Genomic DNA, 17,559 nt, shown 5'->3' with positions numbered 1-17,559 from the left:
TATTAAAAAGTCAACAATTTTTTTAAGCTTATTATCTATCTTCTCTGAAATATGGATTGCCAAGTGATTGCGGTGATGCATTTTTTCTGCTCTTTTTCATGGATACCACAACTAACACAATTATTGTTACAAGATATGGCAGCATATCAATTAAATACTGAGATATAGCTAAATGTGTTCCCTGCAGCCTGAATCCAATAATATCCAACCCTCCAAATAAATAAGAACCAAGCAGTGCTTTATAAGGATTCCAGGCTGCAAATATTACTAAAGCTACTGCAATCCATCCACGTCCTGCAGTAACATTTTCCTGCCATGCAGGTACATATACAAGTGATAAATATGCTCCTCCCAGTCCGCATAAAGCTCCTCCAATAAGGATATTAACATATTTATATAAATTTATATTAACACTGGCAGCATCAGCGGCTCCGGGATTTTCTCCTATAGCTCTTAAATTCAGACCTGCAGAGGTATTATAAAAATATATTCCAGCTGCAATTGCTATAATGTATCCAAAGTACACAAATGCATCATGGTTGAAAAATACTGGCCCTATGAAAGGTATATCCCCAAGTATAGGAACTTTAATCTGATAAAAGAAATTCTTTATTCCCTGAGGTGCTACCTTTCCAACAAGGGTTTTTCCAACTAAACTTGAAAATCCTGTTCCGAATATGGTTAATGTTAAACCTGTGACTACCTGATTTGTCCTAAGGCTTACAGTTAAAAAAGCATATATAAAAGCTCCAAAAGCTCCAGCAAGCATTGCTGCAATCATTGCTGCAACAGGATTTCCTGTCTTAAAACCTACCATAAATCCCATAACAGCACCCATTAACATCATGCCTTCTACTCCTAAATTCAGGTTTCCAGCTCTTTCAGTAATTATTTCACCTACAGTTGCAAATAGAAGAGGTGTGCCGGCTACAATGGCTGCTTGTAAAAATGATATAATCATTTAATTCCCCTCCTTTATAGAGGCATTATTACTAATCAATATTTTGTATTTTATAAAAAATTCACTGCCAAGAACAAAGAACAATATCATTGACTGTAGTATGGAAGCTGCTGCACTTGGAATTCCAAAGGCAGTTTGTATAAATGAGCCCCCCTGTTCTAAAGCTGCAAACAGCACTCCAACAATTAATATAATAGGAGCACTGAGAGATGACAGCCAGGCTACAATTATAGCTGTAAAGCCAACTCCTCCAGATACTTCCACAGATAAAGTATTGCTTATGGCAGAAGCCTGTATCATTCCTGTAAGCCCGCAAAGCCCCCCGCTTAGCATCATTGCAATAATAATTGTTTTGTTTATATTAATTCCAGCATATAATGCTGTATTTTCACTTTCTCCCAAAACAGCAATTTCATAACCTTTTTTTGTTCTATTCATAAATATATATACTGCAGCTACTAATATAACTGCAAAAACAGCACCTATGTGCACTCCAAAAATATCAGGGAGAATTGCATTATCTGAAAAGTTAGGTATCTTTGGAAAGCCCTGAGCTGTTTTATCCTTCCATGGTCCATACTGCAAAAATGTTACCCATTTTAACGCTATGTAATTCATCATTAAAGTAACTATGGTTTCATTAGTTTTCCATTTTGATTTAAAAACAGCAGGTATTAATGCCCATAAGCCCCCACCTATAATTCCTGCAATTATCATAATGGTTAATAAAACAGGTTTGGGTAAATCAGGAAACTTCAAAGCAAAAAACGAACTGGCAAAGGCTCCCATTATAATCTGGCCTTCTCCTCCAATGTTCCAAAACTGCATTTTAAAAGCTATGGATATTCCAAGTGCTGTAATTATGAGGGGTACAGCCAGCTTAATGGTTTCCCTTATGCTGTATGGTGAGCCAAAGGATCCTTTTAACATGCTGGCATAAACCTGAAGAGGATTTAATTTAATAGCATATATAAATATGCCTGAAACTACTAAAGCCAGAAGCACTGAAGCTGCTCTGATTGCTATGCTTTCTCTCCTTGAAACTTCATTCCTTTTTACAACTCTAAACATATTATGCCCCCTCCTCTAATCTGGTTTTCCCGGCCATGAGCAGCCCAAGATTGTATTTAGAGGTTTCCTCTGCATTTTCAATACCTGTTACTTTTCCATCGCAAAGCACCATAATCCTGTCACAAAGTTCAGTTAACACATCCAGATCCTCACCGATATATAAAACAGCAACTCCTTTTTTCTTCTGTTCATTAATTAAATCATATATTGTATAACATGTATTAATGTCAAGACCTCTTACAGGGTAAGCCATAATTAATACTTTAGGATTTATATCAAGTTCCCTTCCAAGTAGTATCTTTTGAATGTTTCCTCCAGATAAATTTCTTATAGGATAGTGAATGCCAGGGGTTTGTATAGATAATTTCTCCTTTATTTCCTTTGCTTTAACTGCTGCTTCTTTTTTACTTAAAAGCACACCTTTCTGGTTGTGATAAGATTTAAGCAATAGATTGTCTACCATGTCCATAGATCCAACCAAGCCCATTCCTAATCTATCCTCTGGTACAAAGCTCATGCTTATTCCCTTTTTAATTATCTCTCTTGGATTATTTCCTACTATATTTTCTCCCTGAAAAAGTATTTCCCCGGAATTAACCTTAGAAATTCCTGCAAGGGCTTCACATAATTCCTTTTGTCCACTATTTGCAATTCCGGCAACTCCCAGTACTTCTCCGCTATACAATTTAAAACTAACATCCTTAAGCACTTTTATTCCTGAGCTGTCAGCTGCACTTATATTTTTAACTTCAAGTATCAATTTTTTATTACTATATTCAGCTTTATTTATGGATAAATCTACTTTATGACCCACCATAAGCTCTGCCAGTTCCTTTGGTGATGTATCACGCTTATCAATGGTCTTAACCGTTTCACCTTTTCTTAAAACTGTTATTCTATCTGAAATGGTCATAACTTCGTCCATTTTATGTGTAATAAAAATAACTGCACAACCATTACTTTTCATCTTCAGCATTATTTTAAAAAGTTTTTTGCTCTCCTGTGGTGTAAAAACTGTAGTTGGTTCATCTAAAATTAATATATCTGCTCCTCTATATAAAACCTTTATAATTTCCAAAACCTGTTTTTCTCCAACAGACATGTTGTATACCATTTTACCTGGTTCAAATTCCAAATCATATTTACTGCATATTTCATTAATCCTTTTTAAAGCATTTTTTTTATTTATAAAAAAACTATTTTTCTGTCCAAGTAAAATATTATCAAGTGCTGATAGATTTTCTACTAACTTAAAATGCTGATATATCATTCCTATTTTTGCATTAATTGCATCCTTAGGTGAAGAAAATTTAACTTCTTTATTGTGTATGAAAATAGAACCGCTATCAGGAGTATATACTCCTGACAGTATGTTCATTAGTGTACTCTTACCGGCTCCATTTTCACCCAGCAAAGCATGAATTTCTCCACTGTTTACTGTTAAATTAACATCATTGTTTGCAACTACACTTCCAAAGGTTTTTCTAATATTTTTCATGCATAAAAATGGAGATTTATTTTCCATAAGATTTACCACCTTTATTTGCTTATTTTGCCCTCTACACCTTGAACGAACCAGTCAAAGTTTAATAATTCCTTATCTGTCATAACTTTTCCATCTGGAACTTTTACAGCTCCTGTCTGATCCTTTAAAGGTCCTGCAAATATTTTATTCTTTCCGCTTTCTATATCTGCCTTAGCCTTGTCAACAGCTGCCTGAGCACCTGCAGGTGCATTTGATGTAAGAGGTGTAAGCTGAACTATACCATCATTAATTGTGCCAAAATACTGATCACTTTTCCATGTTCCGTCCTGAATTGCTTTTATTGTTTTTACATAGTAAGGTCCCCAGTTCCAAACTGCTGATGTCATAACAGCTTTAGGTGCTTTATCTTTCATATCTGTGTCATATCCAATAGAAAAAGCTCCTGCTTCTTCTGCTGCCTGCTGAGGCCCTGCTGTATCCTGGTGCTGTGAAATTATATCTGCTCCCTGAGCAAGTAAAGCCTTAGCTGCTTCCTTTTCCTTAGCTGGATCATACCATGTATTTGTCCACACAACTTTTACTGCTGCGTCTTTGTTAACTGACTGAACTCCTAATGTAAAAGCATTAATATCCCTTATTACTTCTGGAATCGGGAAAGCTCCTACATAACCTATTTTATTTGTCTTGGTTTTCATGCCTGCAATTATACCTGTTAAATATCTTACCTGATACATTCTGCCATAATATGTTCCTAAGTTATCTGCTGTTTTATATCCTGAGCAGTGCATAAATGTAACTTCTGGGTGTTTCTTAGCTTCAGCTGCCATTCCATCCATAAAGCCGAAACTTGTTCCGAAAATTACATTACATCCTTGATTTATCATATCCTCAGCTGCTTTTTGAACTTCTGCTGAATCTTCTTTAACTGATTCCTTGTAAACAGTAGGAACTCCAAGCTGCTTTTCTAAGTATTTTCTTCCCTGATCATGTGCATATGTATAACCGCCATCACCTATAGGTCCAACATATAGAAAACCTACCTTTATATTTTTCTTTCCAGTGCCTGCAGCTTTTTTAGCTGTATCTCCTGTATTGCTGGAACATCCTGTGAATACAATTCCTACCAGCATTATCAGTGCTACAGCCAAACTAAGTATTTTTTTCATTAATAAAATCCTCCTTATTTTTTATTTATTATTATTTGAAAATTATTTTCCCATTATTCATGGATTCAATTATAGCCATGGACTCTACATGAGCTCCCCTTTTTTCTACAGCTTTTCTTCCATTTTGAAAACTTTTTTCTATTACTATTCCAACACCAGCAGTTTCTGCCTTGGCCTGTTCTATTAAGTCCATAAGTCCTAATACTGCACTGCCGCTGGCTAAAAAATCATCAATTATTAATACTTTGTCACCTGGATTTAAGAATTTCTTTGATACCTTAATGCTGTATTCTTTTCCCTTAGTAAATGAAAAAACCTTTGATTCATAATTATCAGTGTCCATATTGACTCCTGCATGCTTCTTGGCAAACACAACCGGTACATTAAAATATTGGGCTGTTATGCATGCAATACCTATGCCAGATGTCTCAATGGTTAGTATTTTAGTTACTTCCTTATTTTTAAATTTATTTTTAAACTCTTTACCTATTTCATTAAATAAATTCACATCAAGCTGATGGTTTAAAAAGCTATCCACCTTTAAAATTTCATTGCCTATGACTTTTCCATCTTTTATAATACGTTCTTCAAGTAATTTCATTTTTATCCCCCTACACAATATGTTTAATATTTATATAAAATAAAAAAACCCCCATTTTCGGGAGTTTAAAAAGGTATATAACTATCTTACATGTTATAGTATTAAACACCCATAGCCCAGCAATTTACGGCTGCCTGGTAGAAACACTTGAACCACATTATCAAGCATATATGAGTACGAACATTATTCATTTTTATTGTTCTATAATTCGTTAATTCATTGTATCTTTATAATAACTTAATTTTAGACAAAAATCAAGCTATTTTGACTAAAACATTTCAAACTGCATATTATAAAGTCTGGCGTATATCCCATTTTTATTTATTAGTTCCTCATGGGTTCCCTTTTCTTTAATTCCTTCTTCTGTGAGAACTAATATATTATCTGCATTTCTGATAGTACTTAATCTATGTGCTATGATAATGGTAGTCCTGTCTTTTGAAAGAAGATTTAGTGATTTTTGTATAAGTCTTTCACTCTCATTATCAAGAGCAGATGTAGCTTCGTCTAATATTAGAATAGGAGGATTCTTTAAAAATACTCTGGAAATTGATATTCTCTGCTTTTGTCCTCCTGAAAGCTTTACTCCTCTTTCTCCTACATAGGTATTATACCCATTTTCAAGTCCCATAATAAACTCATGAGCATTTGCCATTTTAGCTGCTTCAATTATTTCTTCATCTGTGGCATTTGGTTTTCCATAAGAAATATTATCTTTTATAGTTCCTGCAAACATATAAACATCCTGCTGGACAATTCCTATATTATCTCTTAAGGATTTAATTTTAATATTTTTTATATTAATATTATCTATGCTTACTGACCCTTTATCAACTTCATAAAATCTTGGAATAACACTGCAGAATGTAGTTTTACCTCCACCGGAAGGCCCCACAATGGCAAGGGTTTTCCCAGGTTCTATTTTTACATTTATATTATCAAGTATTGTGTTTCTATTGTCATAGCTGAAAGATACATTTTCAAACTTTATTTCACCTTTTACATTCTTAAGCTCTATGGCATCCTTGCTATCCACAATGTCCGGATGAGTATTTATAACTTCAAGGAATCTTTCAAAGCCTGTTATTCCTCTTTGATATTGTTCCGTAAAATTCACAAGCTTATCTATAGGATTTAAAAATATATTTATATATAAAATGTATACTACTAAATCATTCACATTTAACTTATCCTGGCTTATAAATATCCCTCCAAACAGTACCACAGAAAGATATAGTATTCCCTGGAAGAATCCATTCATGCTGTAGAATCTGCCCATAATGGTATAGCTGTCCTCTTTAGTCTCCAAAAATTCATTATTTCCAATCTGAAACTTTTTACTTTCCATATTTTCATTAGAAAATGATTTTACAACTCTTATACCAGAAAGACTATCCTGAATCTGCGCATTTACATTAGCAATTTTCTCTCTGTTTTTAGCAAAAATAGCTTTCATTTTTTTATTATAAAAATATGAAAAGTATATCATAAATAAAGTTATGAAAAATAATATAGCTGTTATTTTAACATTAATACTCATAAGTATTGCAAAGGATCCTATTATTTTTAAAAGCGATATAAATAAATCTTCAGGTCCATGGTGAGCAAGCTCAGATATGTCAAAAAGATCTGTTACAATCCTTGACATTAGTTTTCCTGTGTTAGTATTGTCATAATAAGAAAATGATAATCTTTGAAGATGATTAAAAATGTCGCTTCTCATATCGGATTCCATTCTGGCCCCCATAATATGCCCCTTTGAGGTTATATAGTACTGACAGAAATATCTTAATATATACATAATAAAAAGTGCCGATCCTATTATAGCTACATATTTAATTATCTTTGCTTCATCCTGTGTATATACATCATCCAGCAAAAACCTTACAATCATAGGGAAAACCAGGTCTATTACAGATAAAACAAATGCACAGAACATATCCATAAAAAACATTCCCTTATAAGGTTTATAATAACTTATAAATTTCCTTATAGTATTCATTATTGCCCCCCTATTCTTTATAAAAATTTCTAAGTATATAAGTAAAATTTTATTGTTATTATATATATTTTGTCAAGGATAAATTAATTTTCAATTTTTCTCTTTACATGGGAACATAAGTTCGTTATAATTAACATATAATACTTACATATAGAATTATATAGAAAGAAGTAATTTGTATGGGCAGTAATAGACTGATATTTCATGTTGACGTAAACTCTGCATATTTATCATGGACAGCAGTGGATAGAATACAGCATGGATCCACCATGGATATTAGGGAAATTCCTTCAGTAGTGGCTGGAGATCCTAAAAACAGGCATGGCATTATTTTAGCAAAATCTATTCCTGCAAAAAAATATAAAATTCAAACAGGAGAGCCATTATATTCTGCACTTGAAAAGTGCCCGCAGCTGTTTATAGTTTCACCATGCTATGATTTATTCGTAAGATGCAGCAATGCAATGATGAACTTATTAAAGGAGTATACTCCATGCATACAGCGTTTTTCCGTAGATGAATGTTTTCTGGATTTTACCGGCATGGAAAATCTTTATCCAGATTACATGGCTCTTGCAAATGAAATTAAAGATAGAATTAAAACAGAGCTTGGATTTACTGTTTCCATTGGGGTATCCTGCAATAAATTACTAGCCAAAGTGGCTTCTGATATAAAAAAGCCTGATGCTGTTACATCACTGTTTCCATCTGAAATAAAGGAGAAAATGTGGCCTCTGGATGTTGGTGACCTTTTTATGGTAGGCAGGGCTACCGTTCCCAAACTTAACAGGCTTAATATATTTACAATAGGAGACTTAGCAAATTACAATTTAGATATATTAAAATCTCAGCTGAAAAGTCATGGAGCTGTTATTTGGAATTATGCAAATGGAATTGAAAATTCTCCGGTTAGGACATCCAATCACATAAGCATTAAGGGCATTGGAAACTCCACCACTATACCCTTTAATATTGAAAATAGAGAAGAAGCTCATAAAGTAATTTTATCTCTTTGTGAGACTATAGGAATGAGGTTAAGAGATTCCAAAAACTTTTGCAGTTTAGTTTCCATTAGCTTTAGGACCAGCGATTTCTATGGCTATGGCAGGCAAAAAAAACTGCACTATTACACGGATTCTACAATGAAAATTGCAGAAGAAGCATACAAACTATTTGATGAGCTCTGGCAGAATGAACCTTTAAGGCATATTGGGGTTCAGGTTTCAGAGCTTTGTACTAATGAATTTTACCAAATTACATTATTTGACGAAAAAAATATGGATAAAAACAGAACTATAGATAAGACCATAGACAGTATTAGATTAAGATTTGGATCCAAATCTATTTACAGATGCACATTTTTGCAATCAGGATTAAAACCATTAACCGGTGGTACTAATGAAAATGATTTTCCTATGATGGGAAGCACTTTATAATAAATAACAAAGATTAAAGAACAAAGAATAAATAATGTTGTTATTTAATCTTTAATCTTTAAATAAAGGGGGTTGTATTTACTATGAAAGTTATAGCTAAACCTGTGCAGATGATATGCTGGTTTGAGGAAAATGGTGTGCCTCACCCTTTAAGGTTTAGAATAAAAGCAGATGATGAAAGCTTTGTGGTAATAAAGGTTCATAAGGTACTTCAAAAGGATAAAGAAAAACTGGCTGGTAATAATATGCTGTTATTTAGATGCCAGAGCATAGTAGATGATACTGAAAAAATTTACGAGCTTAAATATGAAATAAATACATGTAAATGGATACTGTTTAAAATGTAAATGTACCATCATTATTTTCAATAAAAAAGCCTGCTAACTCATTTGAATCAGCAGAACTTTTTATTATAATTTATTGAGGAACTGTTTTAACTTTTCTTATATATATTCTAAAAGCAAGCTCTTCAAAAAAACTAAATGCACTTGTGGTTATTAAATATATACCAACAGCAATTGGAACTGCTTTAGCAAAAAACAATCCCATTAAAGCCATTATTATAATATTTCTTTTACTCATTGATGCCTGTCCTTCAATTTTTAAAAAAGTAACATATGAAAGCAGACTTGGGGTTAAGGATACAAGCATATATATAAGAGGAACTATAAAGTAGCTGTCAGATACCTTTATGCTTGATACCCATGGTATAAGGTACGTTCCCACATTCACAGGTATTTTATTAATTACATTCCATAAAATGAAAAGCACTGGAAGCTGAAGTAAAGTTACAAGACATCCAAGCATACTTTTGGCATTTTCAGCAGATTGTTTATTCATTTCCTCCCGAAGTTTATTTTCATTATTTTTATATTTTTCCTTAATCTTCTGCATTTTTATATTAAGTTTTTGCTGCTGCTGCATGGATTTCTTTTGTTTAAAAGACATTGGTGAAAGTATTATTCTCACTCCAACAGTAAGTAAAACTATGGCCAGTCCCCAGTCTCCTGTGAAACTAAAAAATAAATTTAATAAATTATTTAATAAATTAAAAATGATGTTCATTTTTATCCTCCCTAAAATAATTTTAGCTTAAAACATCATTTCTATTTCAGAGTGTTCTATATATCTCCATATACCATACTTTTCGAAAGCAATATAATCTTCCGGCAGTATTTTCTTTATACACTGAAACCATAAAATTAAAATATCTTTTGTGATATTTACCTGAACTTTATGCTTTATGTTTTCATATGAGCACACAGTATAAGAGAATATACCAATGAAACATATTATAAGCAGCATTATCTGAATTAAATTTATAGTATTGGAATTCAACTTACACCCTCCTCATATACTATTTTCAATAATCATAGCATTATAAATTTATTTGTCAATAATATATAAATAAAAACCAGGCATAAAACCTGGTTTTTTTAATTATTTAATTAATGTTTTACCGCCCATATATGGCTGCAGTGCTTTTGGAATATTTACAGAGCCATCCTTATTTAAATTATTCTCTAAGAAAGCTATAAGCATTCTTGGAGGTGCCACAACAGTGTTATTTAATGTATGTGCATAGTATTTTCCTTTTTCGCCGTTTACACGGATTTTTAAACGTCGTGCCTGTGCATCACCTAAGTTAGAGCAGCTTCCAACTTCAAAGTATTTTTTCTGTCTGGGAGACCATGCTTCTACATCCAGTGATTTTACCTTAAGATCTGCAAGGTCGCCTGAGCAGCACTCCAAAGTTCTAACAGGTATATCTAATGAGCGGAATAAATCTACAGTGTTTTTCCACAGTTTGTCATACCACATCATACTATCCTCTGGTTTACATACAACGATCATCTCCTGCTTTTCAAATTGATGAATACGATACACTCCTCTTTCTTCTATACCATGAGCTCCCTTTTCCTTTCTAAAGCAGGGAGAATAACTGGTAAATGTTTGAGGTAAACTTTCCTCAGGCAGTATTGTATCAATAAATTTACCAATCATTGAGTGTTCACTGGTTCCAATAAGATATAAATCTTCACCTTCAATTTTATACATCATGGCATCCATTTCTGCAAAGCTCATAACACCAGTTACAACATCACTTCTAATCATAAAAGGCGGAATACAATATGTAAAGCCTCTATCTATCATAAAATCTCTGGCATAGGAAATCACTGCTGACTGAAGTCTTGCTATATCACCCATAAGATAATAAAAGCCATTACCTGCAACCTTTCTGGCACTATCTAAATCTATGCCATTAAATCTTTCCATTATTTCAGTATGATATGGAATTTCAAAATCAGGTACAACGGGTTCTCCAAAACGCTGAAGTTCTACATTTTCGCTGTCATCCTTACCTATAGGAACACTTGGATCTATTATGTTTGGAATAACCATCATAATTTTTTTAATTTTTTCTTGTAAATCATTTTCTTTTACTTCCAGCTCAGATAAATGGTCTGAATCAGCAGTAACCTTTTTCTTCATTTCCTTTGCTTCTTCCCTTTTACCCTGAGCCATTAATCCGCCAATCTGCTTTGAAATTTTATTTCTTCCAGCTCTTAAAGCATCTGCCTCCTGCCTTACATTTCTTAAATCAGCATCTAAAGCAATTACTTCGTCTACTAATCCAAGCTTATTGTCCTGAAACTTATTTTTTATGTTTTGTTTTACTATTTCAGGATTTTCTCTTACAAATTTTAGATCTAACATATTTTACCTCCTAATTTATATGAATAATATGTATTTAAAATAAAAAACCCCGTCCCATATATAACTGGGACGGAGGTAATCCGCGTTGCCACCCAAATTGCTGACTTAAAATAAAAATCAGCCTCTCGACAATAGTAAAATAAAGGATACCAGCCTTCTGGTTCATCACCAACAGCTCCAAAAGTGGAAAGATTCAGCATTTCACCGATTCTCACCAACCATCGGCTCTCTGAAGAAATTCATAAATCGCAGCTTTTATAATCACTGTGTTTTCAATATGTTATTATTTATTAATTATATATATATTTATAACTATTTGCAAGTAAATATACAATTAATTTTTTGAATAAGCTTTTATAAACAAGACTAGATTTTATTAAATTGTAACATTTTATATTGAAGTGAATAAAATAATAATATGAGTAATTAATGAGGTGGATTATGGATGTCTTACTCTAATAGAGAGTTACTGGCGAGGCTTATAAAATGCGAAGCCGGTGGTGAAGGCGAAAATGGTATGAAGGGCGTTGCCACTGTAATTATGAACAGGGTAAGAGTTCCTGATGGTGAATATCATACCATTGGTCAAGGTGATATAAGAAAAGTAATTTATCAAAACGGGCAGTTTGATTGTATGCGTTCAGTTCTTGGAGGTGTTGCTAATCCTCAGACAATATGGGCAAATCCCCCGGAGCAGATACACTATGACATTGCTGATTGGGCATTAGCAGGCAATAGATTATATACCATTGGCTATTCCTTATGGTACTTTAATCCCTTTGCTCCATGTCCATACACGTTCCCCTATAACGGTACCGGTAGTTTTCAGGTTAAAATTATAAACCATTGTTTTTATAATCCAACAGCACTTTATTTTCAGACTTAAAAAAATCATTTTGTCAAATTATTTATTACCAGGAGGTAAAGAATGTTTCCTCAGTGTTATTTTAATTATATGAATCAATTTTACAGAACACCAGTAGTGCCCGGAGGTTTAATGCCGCCCGGCAGTTACATTATGCCTGGTTCCATTATGCCTGGTACACCTATTCCCGGCACTCCAATGATGCCTGGAACTCCACAGATGCCTTCAGCAGGTACTAAGCCGCCTACAACTACTCCTTCCCCAGAAAATTTTGAAGTTGCACCAGGTTCCCCAACTCAATTAGACACTCAATATACTCAGGGGTATTTAAAAACTCAAATAGGTAAAAGGGTAAATGTGACCTTCTTAATTGGAACTAACCAGACTCAGGACAGAAATGGTATATTAGAAGCTGTGGGTATTAGTTATATTATTATAAGGGATACTGCAACCAACGTAAAAGTTTTAGGCGATTTATATGCAGTTAAATTTGTTAATATTATTGATTAATATGGTACTTACTTTAAAGGATCAGATAATTTACAGCTTACCTGATCCTTTATAATCCACCTATAATTATTCTATAGTAAGCCTTTTAAAATAATACTTTTTATCCTCATCTGTAATCTCTCTTAATACTTTACATGGGTTTCCAGCAGCCACAACATTAGCTGGAATGTCTTTTGTAACAACACTTCCTGCACCTATTACCACATTGTCTCCTATAGTAATATCCGGTGTAACAATTACTCCGCCGCCAAGCCATACATTGTTTCCTATTGTTATTGGAAATGCATATTCCATTCCGGTATTTCTTATCTCATAATGAATAGGATGGCCTGCAGTATACAAGCCTACATTTGGTGCAAAAAATACATTATCGCCAATAGTAACTTTTGCACAGTCTAAAATAATACAATTGTAATTTGAATAAAAATTTTCCCCTATGGAAATATTGTATCCATAATCACATCGAAATGGAGGTTCAATATAAAAGCTGCCTTTTGTTTTTCCAAAAAGCTTCCTGATTATATCATTTCTTTTTTCATATTCCTTTGGATGTGAAGAATTAAAATCAAATATAAATTCCTTAGCACGCTCACGTTCTCCTGCAAGTTGTTTACCTGAATCCATATATGGCTTCCCTGCTATCATTTTTTCTTTATCAGTCATATTTTTTACCTCACTTTTTAATTAAAAATTAAAGCTTTGTTAAGTCTAATTGATAAAAAGCCAGATCAAGCCATTTATCAAATTTAAACCCAGCCTTTTTAATTATACCTGAAAATTCAAATCCCAGTTTCTGGTGCATTTTTATACTAGCCTCATTTTCAGCATCAATTCCTGCTACAAGAGTTACATATCCTCTCTCACGAGCAATCCTTATTATCTCTTTCATTAATTTCATTCCCATTCCTCTTTTTCTATAATTTTTATTAACATATACAGAATGTTCAATTGTATATTTATAGGCTGGCCATGCCCTAAATTCACCAAAAGTAGCAAAAGCAACGGCTTTACCATGTTCCTCAATCACTAATAATGGATATCCATCCTGATTCTTTTTATCATACCATTTTGTTATATCATCAAGAGTATGGGGTTTATAATCATATACAGCTGTTGTATTCAATATGGCATCATTATAAATTTCTAAAATATTTTCTAAATCATTTCTATCTGCTTTTCTAATCATTTTTTCTCCTTGTAAAATCAATTAATTAATTAGGTTCTATTCCTTATTTTCCACAAGGCATTTACTTTTCCTTTAATATTTGTAAATTTAATTTAAGAATATTTAGCCTCTGTTTTTATTCACACTTTTTTTATGTCGGAATATATTATTATTGTGTAATATTAAATGGAGGATTCCCATTGGAAGACAATATACAAAGTTTCGGTAAAAAATATCAAATGTGCCCTCACTATATGCAAGGGACATGTCCTTACATGATGTATCAACAACCCATGATGTATCAACAGCCTATGTGGCAGCAACCCATGCATCAGCAGCCTATGTGTCAGCAGCCTATGTACCAGCAGCCCATGTATCAGCAGCCCCCCGTAATGCCTCAACAGCCCATGATGCAGCGGCCAATAATAGAAGAAGATGATCTAAACACCATGGAGCCTTATGATAGGGCTGATGATGAAACAGATGATTTGCCAGAGGATGATTATAGAGTTAGACGTAGACATCATCATGGTTATTATCTATACCCATTTTATCCATTTATGTATGGAAATTATCCACACTATCATAATTATGGCAGTTTTCATCACTATCGCTAAATTAAACAGGCAGCCTCAAATGAGACTGCCAATTATTTTAATCTTATACTACTGTTATTTTACCAGTTATCATTAAATACAATGTTATAACTCCAAGAATAAGTATAATTGATGCCACTACCCTCTCTGTCTTTGTAAAAGCCACTAATTTTGCCTCATTCTTAGCTTTACGATAAACTATTATTCCTGCTGAAAATAATATAGTGAGAAGAAGCAGGTAATTTAATCCTGCTGCATATATAAGCCAAATTGAATATATAACAGATATACCTGATATAGCCATATCTCTTAATCTAATATTTTCTTCTCCAGCAGTATATGTTTCCTTAGTTACAGCTAATTTAAGACAATACATGGCGCTGAAAAAATATGGTACTAATACAGCTGAACTTGCAATAGAATATAGTACCTGATATGTACTTTTTGAAAAAAAGGCACATATTAAGAAAAATTGAATTAATAAACTTGTAACCAAAAGAGAATTCTCTGGTGAACCATTTGCATTTTCCTTTAAAAAGAACTTTGGAAATGCTTTGCCCTTTGATGCGGAGAAAGCCAATTCTGCACATATTAAAGTCCATCCAAGATATGCACCTAACAGAGATATTACCAGTCCCACATTGACAATAACTGCACCCCATTTACCAACCATAAGTTCCAGTGCATATGCCATAGAAGGACTTTTTAAATTAGCTAATTGAGCTTGTTTCATTGCACCAAGTGCTAATAAGGATATTAAAACATAAATAATGAGCACACCCAGTAACCCAATTATGGTAGCTTTTCCTACATCCTTTCTTACCTTAGCCCTTGCTGAAAGTACTACTGCACTTTCTATACCGATAAATGCCCATAATGTTATAAGCATTGTGCTTCTTACCTGCTGTACTACTCCACTAATGCTTGTATTCATTCCACCCCAGAAATCTGCTGTAAATATGTTTACATTAAATACAATTATTGACACTATTATAAACACAATTATTGGTATAAGCTTCCCAATAGTTGTAACAACGTTTACAAAAGCAGCTGTTTTAACGCCTTTCAATATAAGACCGTTAACAATCCATATCACCACAGAAGCGGCTATGATTGAAACAAGATTATTACCATCCCCAAATGCCGGTATAAAATATCCTAGTGTGCAAAAAAGCATGACTAAGTAAGAAACATTCCCTAATGCAGAGCTTACCCAATGCCCCCATGCACAATTAAATCCCGTATAATCTCCGAAACCTTCTTTAGCATAACTATATATGCCGCAGTTTAAATCCGGTCTTCTATTAGATAAGTTCTGGAATACAAATCCAAGTGTCAGCATCCCAATTCCTGTAATGACCCATGCTATAATAATAGCTCCGGCGCTTGCTTTTTTAGCCATATCTCCTGGAAAGGAAAATGCTCCGCTCCCAATTATAGAGCCAATTACTAATCCAACTAATGGTATAAGTCCTAATTTACCTTCTTCTCTTTTTTCCATGGGAAAAATCCTCCTTTTAATCTAATTCAAAATATTTAAAAGAGATTTGGCTTATGCAAATAAGTCAAATCTCTTCTTTATTTACATTTTCTAATATTAAAAATCTTATATCCAAAATATAATACTAAAATTGTAGGAACTCCTGAAATAATTACAATTCTCTCTCCGGGATCAAATAACATGGTCATAGCTATTCCCACACAAACTATTATAGATAAAATTGGGCTTATTGGATAAAACGGAGTCTTGTATTTTAAGTCTTCCACTTTATTGCCTTCTTTTACATAACGTCTTCTAAAACGCATCTCACATATACAGTCCACAACATAAACAAATAAATCAATACAGGAAAGAAGTGATATAAGAAAAAGATAAACCGTATCAGCTGCTATAAAACTGGTTACTATTGCAAATAATGCAAATGCTATGGATATAGCAAGTGAATACACGGGTACCTTTTTACTATTTGTTTTCCCCAATATCTGAGGAGCTTGTTTATGCTTTGCAAGTGACCATAATGTTCTTGTGCTGGCATAAAGAAATCCATTGGCAGAAGATAGTGCTGATGTAAGAACTATTATATTAACCAATAGTGCCGCAGAATTAATCCCTATGCTTTTAAACATATACGCAAAAGGGCTGCCAAGAAGATTAGCTTGTCTCCAGGGAAGTATACAGCCAATAATGAAAATACATACCGAATAACACAATGTTATCTTAATTACAAATCCGTTTATGGCCTTCGGCATTTCAATACCGGGGTTCTTGCTTTCTCCAGCAGCAGTAGCAATAAGATCTGAACCACCAAAAGCAAATATTGCTGATGGCATGGATATTAATACCGCCTTAACACCGTTGGGAAATGCCCCATGATCATTAACAAAATTGTTAAATCCTATAGGTTCCCCTCCTATAATACCAGTTATCATTCCTATGCCTGCAATTACAAATATTATAACTGCAATTACTTTAATGCTTGCAAACCAAAATTCTGTCTCTCCATAGCTTTTAGATGGAAGTATATTTAATGCTGTTAATAATATTACAAATAGAACTATCCAAAACGTAGAACCTACATTGGGAAATATATTTTTCATTATAATAGATGAAGCAACTACTTGTGCTGTAACAGTAACTGCACAGCTTATCCATTTCATCCATCCTGCTGTAAATCCCATTTCATCGCTGATAAATTCTGTTGCATAGGCTTGTACATTGCCAGATACCGGCATCGCCACTGAAAGCTCCCCCAGACAGCTCATCATTAAATACATAATCACAGCTGCAATTATGTACGCAACAACTGCACCGCCCGGGCCTGCCTTATGCAATACATTTCCAGAGGCTAGGAATATGCCTGTCCCAATAGTTGAACCTATGGTATACATCTGAATATGTCTGCTCGAAAGACTACGATCCAAACCCTTTGATTTACCGAGAACTTCTTTTATATCCTTTTGATTTGATTCCATTTTCATTTC

At 33.5% G+C, this 17,559-nt stretch carries 19 protein-coding genes and 1 riboswitch; of the genes, 6 read left to right on the top strand and 13 right to left on the bottom strand.

The genetic code is table 11. From position 1 onward, the window contains the following. Positions 1-31: 31 nt before the first annotated feature. The 6 genes from EQM05_RS03405 to EQM05_RS03380 form a co-directional block, all read right to left on the bottom strand. Complete coding sequence (locus tag EQM05_RS03405; protein ID WP_128748731.1) at positions 32-961, bottom strand: ABC transporter permease; 930 nt, start codon at positions 959-961, stop codon at positions 32-34. Next, entirely contained in the window at positions 962-2,032 is a 1,071-nt protein-coding gene (locus EQM05_RS03400) for an ABC transporter permease (protein ID WP_128748730.1), read from the bottom strand. A 1-nt stretch (position 2,033) separates the two neighbouring features. Then, positions 2,034-3,557, bottom strand: a complete 1,524-nt coding sequence (locus EQM05_RS03395) for an ABC transporter ATP-binding protein (RefSeq protein ID WP_128748729.1) — start codon at positions 3,555-3,557, stop codon at positions 2,034-2,036. Positions 3,558-3,571: 14 nt separating this feature from the next. Beyond that, positions 3,572-4,684, bottom strand: a complete 1,113-nt coding sequence (locus EQM05_RS03390) for a BMP family ABC transporter substrate-binding protein (RefSeq protein WP_128748728.1) — start codon at positions 4,682-4,684, stop codon at positions 3,572-3,574. 31 nt (positions 4,685-4,715) lie between these two features. Then, entirely contained in the window at positions 4,716-5,285 is a 570-nt protein-coding gene (locus EQM05_RS03385; RefSeq protein WP_128748727.1) for a xanthine phosphoribosyltransferase, read from the bottom strand. Between the two features lie 92 nt (positions 5,286-5,377). Next, positions 5,378-5,479, bottom strand: a riboswitch (purine riboswitch). A 74-nt stretch (positions 5,480-5,553) separates the two neighbouring features. Further along, complete coding sequence (locus EQM05_RS03380; RefSeq protein ID WP_128748726.1) at positions 5,554-7,287, bottom strand: ABC transporter ATP-binding protein; 1,734 nt, start codon at positions 7,285-7,287, stop codon at positions 5,554-5,556. Positions 7,288-7,466: 179 nt separating this feature from the next. On the opposite strand from EQM05_RS03380, the gene EQM05_RS03375 reads away from it, so the two are divergent. Continuing rightward, a complete protein-coding gene (locus tag EQM05_RS03375; RefSeq protein WP_128748725.1) occupies positions 7,467-8,723 on the top strand; it encodes a DNA polymerase IV in 1,257 nt (418 codons plus the stop codon). A gap of 83 nt (positions 8,724-8,806) precedes the next feature. Further along, positions 8,807-9,070 (top strand): hypothetical protein, encoded by a 264-nt coding sequence (locus EQM05_RS03370; RefSeq protein ID WP_128748724.1) that lies wholly within the window; start codon positions 8,807-8,809, stop codon positions 9,068-9,070. Between the two features lie 70 nt (positions 9,071-9,140). Here EQM05_RS03370 and yidC read toward each other — a convergent pair whose 3' ends face one another. The 3 genes from yidC to serS form a co-directional block, all read right to left on the bottom strand. Then, on the bottom strand, positions 9,141-9,788 hold the full coding sequence (yidC, locus tag EQM05_RS03365) for a membrane protein insertase YidC (RefSeq protein WP_128748723.1): 648 nt from the start codon (positions 9,786-9,788) through the stop codon (positions 9,141-9,143). 27 nt (positions 9,789-9,815) lie between these two features. Next, entirely contained in the window at positions 9,816-10,061 is a 246-nt protein-coding gene (locus tag EQM05_RS03360) for a hypothetical protein (RefSeq protein ID WP_128748722.1), read from the bottom strand. A gap of 102 nt (positions 10,062-10,163) precedes the next feature. Further along, positions 10,164-11,441: a serine--tRNA ligase gene (gene serS / locus EQM05_RS03355; RefSeq protein ID WP_128748721.1), complete on the bottom strand. Its 1,278-nt coding sequence runs from the start codon at positions 11,439-11,441 to the stop codon at positions 10,164-10,166. Between the two features lie 445 nt (positions 11,442-11,886). On the opposite strand from serS, the gene EQM05_RS03350 reads away from it, so the two are divergent. Beyond that, entirely contained in the window at positions 11,887-12,327 is a 441-nt protein-coding gene (locus EQM05_RS03350; protein ID WP_128748720.1) for a cell wall hydrolase, read from the top strand. Positions 12,328-12,369: 42 nt separating this feature from the next. After that, positions 12,370-12,816, top strand: a complete 447-nt coding sequence (locus tag EQM05_RS15945) for a hypothetical protein (protein ID WP_205694162.1) — start codon at positions 12,370-12,372, stop codon at positions 12,814-12,816. Positions 12,817-12,882: 66 nt separating this feature from the next. Here the strand turns inward: EQM05_RS15945 and EQM05_RS03340 are convergent, their stop codons facing one another. Both EQM05_RS03340 and EQM05_RS03335 read right to left on the bottom strand, forming a co-directional pair. Further along, positions 12,883-13,479: a sugar O-acetyltransferase gene (locus EQM05_RS03340; protein ID WP_128748719.1), complete on the bottom strand. Its 597-nt coding sequence runs from the start codon at positions 13,477-13,479 to the stop codon at positions 12,883-12,885. A 28-nt stretch (positions 13,480-13,507) separates the two neighbouring features. Then, entirely contained in the window at positions 13,508-14,002 is a 495-nt protein-coding gene (locus EQM05_RS03335; RefSeq protein WP_128748718.1) for a GNAT family N-acetyltransferase, read from the bottom strand. A gap of 244 nt (positions 14,003-14,246) precedes the next feature. Here EQM05_RS03335 and EQM05_RS03330 point away from each other — a divergent pair, with 244 nt between their 5' ends. Both EQM05_RS03330 and EQM05_RS15660 read left to right on the top strand, forming a co-directional pair. Further along, on the top strand, positions 14,247-14,420 hold the full coding sequence (locus EQM05_RS03330; RefSeq protein ID WP_164917181.1) for a hypothetical protein: 174 nt from the start codon (positions 14,247-14,249) through the stop codon (positions 14,418-14,420). 10 nt (positions 14,421-14,430) lie between these two features. Next, positions 14,431-14,598, top strand: a complete 168-nt coding sequence (locus EQM05_RS15660; protein ID WP_164917180.1) for a hypothetical protein — start codon at positions 14,431-14,433, stop codon at positions 14,596-14,598. Positions 14,599-14,641: 43 nt separating this feature from the next. Here EQM05_RS15660 and arcD read toward each other — a convergent pair whose 3' ends face one another. Then, complete coding sequence (gene arcD, locus EQM05_RS03325; protein WP_128748717.1) at positions 14,642-16,078, bottom strand: arginine-ornithine antiporter; 1,437 nt, start codon at positions 16,076-16,078, stop codon at positions 14,642-14,644. A 77-nt stretch (positions 16,079-16,155) separates the two neighbouring features. After that, positions 16,156-17,550 (bottom strand): amino acid permease, encoded by a 1,395-nt coding sequence (locus EQM05_RS03320; RefSeq protein ID WP_128748716.1) that lies wholly within the window; start codon positions 17,548-17,550, stop codon positions 16,156-16,158. Positions 17,551-17,559 lie beyond the last annotated feature (9 nt).

This window comes from Clostridium sp. JN-9 (assembly GCF_004103695.1).
GTDB lineage: Bacteria > Bacillota > Clostridia > Clostridiales > Clostridiaceae > JN-9.
The sequence above is the reverse complement of the archived record's forward strand: the minus strand, read 5'-3'. Positions and strand labels throughout refer to the sequence as shown.

Excerpts from the sequence above, each read along its gene's own strand:
- EQM05_RS03395 (WP_128748729.1), bottom strand. The coding sequence starts at position 3,557 with ATGGAAAATAAATCTCCATTTTTATGCATGAAAAATATTAGAAAAACC.
- EQM05_RS03385 (WP_128748727.1), bottom strand. The coding sequence starts at position 5,285 with ATGAAATTACTTGAAGAACGTATTATAAAAGATGGAAAAGTCATAGGC.
- EQM05_RS03330 (WP_164917181.1), top strand. The coding sequence starts at position 14,247 with ATGTCCTTACATGATGTATCAACAACCCATGATGTATCAACAGCCTAT.
- EQM05_RS03400 (WP_128748730.1), bottom strand. The coding sequence starts at position 2,032 with ATGTTTAGAGTTGTAAAAAGGAATGAAGTTTCAAGGAGAGAAAGCATA.
- serS (WP_128748721.1), bottom strand. The coding sequence starts at position 11,441 with ATGTTAGATCTAAAATTTGTAAGAGAAAATCCTGAAATAGTAAAACAA.
- EQM05_RS03380 (WP_128748726.1), bottom strand. The coding sequence starts at position 7,287 with ATGAATACTATAAGGAAATTTATAAGTTATTATAAACCTTATAAGGGA.
- EQM05_RS03340 (WP_128748719.1), bottom strand. The coding sequence starts at position 13,479 with ATGACTGATAAAGAAAAAATGATAGCAGGGAAGCCATATATGGATTCA.
- EQM05_RS03320 (WP_128748716.1), bottom strand. The coding sequence starts at position 17,550 with ATGGAATCAAATCAAAAGGATATAAAAGAAGTTCTCGGTAAATCAAAG.
- EQM05_RS15945 (WP_205694162.1), top strand. The coding sequence starts at position 12,370 with ATGTTTCCTCAGTGTTATTTTAATTATATGAATCAATTTTACAGAACA.
- EQM05_RS03375 (WP_128748725.1), top strand. The coding sequence starts at position 7,467 with ATGGGCAGTAATAGACTGATATTTCATGTTGACGTAAACTCTGCATAT.
- EQM05_RS03370 (WP_128748724.1), top strand. The coding sequence starts at position 8,807 with ATGAAAGTTATAGCTAAACCTGTGCAGATGATATGCTGGTTTGAGGAA.
- EQM05_RS15660 (WP_164917180.1), top strand. The coding sequence starts at position 14,431 with ATGGAGCCTTATGATAGGGCTGATGATGAAACAGATGATTTGCCAGAG.
- EQM05_RS03350 (WP_128748720.1), top strand. The coding sequence starts at position 11,887 with ATGTCTTACTCTAATAGAGAGTTACTGGCGAGGCTTATAAAATGCGAA.
- EQM05_RS03335 (WP_128748718.1), bottom strand. The coding sequence starts at position 14,002 with ATGATTAGAAAAGCAGATAGAAATGATTTAGAAAATATTTTAGAAATT.
- arcD (WP_128748717.1), bottom strand. The coding sequence starts at position 16,078 with ATGGAAAAAAGAGAAGAAGGTAAATTAGGACTTATACCATTAGTTGGA.
- EQM05_RS03390 (WP_128748728.1), bottom strand. The coding sequence starts at position 4,684 with ATGAAAAAAATACTTAGTTTGGCTGTAGCACTGATAATGCTGGTAGGA.
- yidC (WP_128748723.1), bottom strand. The coding sequence starts at position 9,788 with ATGAACATCATTTTTAATTTATTAAATAATTTATTAAATTTATTTTTT.
- EQM05_RS03405 (WP_128748731.1), bottom strand. The coding sequence starts at position 961 with ATGATTATATCATTTTTACAAGCAGCCATTGTAGCCGGCACACCTCTT.